We start from the raw sequence: 1,490 nt of genomic DNA, 5'->3' as shown, positions 1-1,490 counted from the left end.
GGCCTATCCGGTCCGGCTGGAGGAGGATGGCGCGCTGCTGCTCGCCATGGCCGATCCGCTGGACCCCTATGCGGTGCAGGCGGCCGCCCTGGCCACCGGCCGGACGGTGCGGCGGGCGGTGGCCGCGCCCTCCGTCATCCTGGCCGGCCTGGCCCAGCTCGAGGCGGCGGCGGCGCCGCCCGAGGTGGCGCTGGCCGAGACGCGGCCCGGCGCACCCGAGGACGCCACCCGCCTGCGCGACCAGGCCAGCGAGGCGCCGGTGATCCGGCATGTCAACGCGCTGCTGCAGCAGGCGGTGGAGAGCGGCGCCTCCGACATCCACCTCGAATCGACGGAGAGCGGCCTGCGCGCGCGGCTGCGCGTCGACGGCGTGCTGCGCGAGGCGGGCCTGATCGCGTCCGGTCTGGGCACCGGCGTGCTGTCGCGCATCAAGATCATGGCGCGGCTCGACGTGGCCGAGCGCCGCCTGCCGCAGGACGGGCGCATGCGTGTCGCCGTGCGCGGGCGCGATGTCGACCTCCGGGTCTCCATCATTCCGGCGCTCGAGGGCGAGGGCGCGGTGCTGCGCATCCTGGACCGCGGCGCCGTGGCCCTCGACTTCGCCGCCCTGGGCTTCACGGCCGGGGAGATCGCCGCCCTGCACGCCATGCTGGCGCAGACCAGCCGCATGGTGCTGGTGACCGGCCCGACCGGCAGCGGCAAGACCACGACGCTCTACGCCGCGCTGAACGCCGTCGACCGGCAGCGGCTGAAGGTCTGCACCATCGAGGACCCCGTGGAATACCGCCTGGAGGGCGTCAGCCAGGTCCAGGTGCGGCCGCAGATCGGGCTGACCTTTCCCCAGGCCCTGCGCGCCATGCTGCGGCACGACCCGGATGTCATGCTGGTGGGCGAGATCCGCGACCCGGAAACCGCCCAGGTGGCGGTGCAGGCGGCGCTGACCGGGCATCTCGTCCTGGCCACCCTGCACACCAACGATGCGCCCTCGGCGGTGACGCGGCTGATGGACCTGGGCGTGCCGGACTATCTCATCGCCTCGGTGCTGCACGGTGCCCTGGCGCAGCGGCTGGTGCGGACCCTCTGCGCCGACTGCCGCGAGGCCTTCACGCCGGCGCCGGACCTCTCCGCGCGGCTCGGCCTGGCCCGCCTGGCCGCCGGCGCCCCGATCCGGCTGCACCGGCCGCGCGGCTGCGGGCATTGCGGCGGCAGCGGCTATCGCGGCCGCACCACCATCCTGCAGATCATGCTCGTCGACGAGGCAGTGCGCGCCCTGGTGCTGCGCCGCGCCGATGCCGGCGCCCTGGCCGCCGCCGCCATGCAGGCCGGCATGCCGAGCCTGCGCGAGACCGGGCTGCGCAAGGCCCTGGCCGGCGAGACCTCGGTCGAGGAAGTGCTGCGCGTGGCGGGCGGGGATTGAAGGCCATGCCGCCCAGCTTCGACTATGTCGCCATCGCCGCCGACGGCCGCACCCTGCGGGGCCGGCTCGAGGC

Annotated in this window: 1 protein-coding gene; it reads left to right on the top strand. The window is 75.3% G+C overall.

Going from position 1 to position 1,490, the window contains the following annotated elements:
* On the top strand, window positions 1-1,417 hold a 1,417-nt coding region (locus tag ACVMLK_RS20985; RefSeq protein WP_457487536.1), incomplete at its 5' end, for a GspE/PulE family protein.
* Window positions 1,418-1,490 lie beyond the last annotated feature (73 nt).

The organism is Teichococcus aerofrigidensis, from assembly GCF_054073225.1.
Note: the sequence above shows the minus strand (reverse complement) of the source record. Positions and strands in the feature narration are given on the sequence as shown.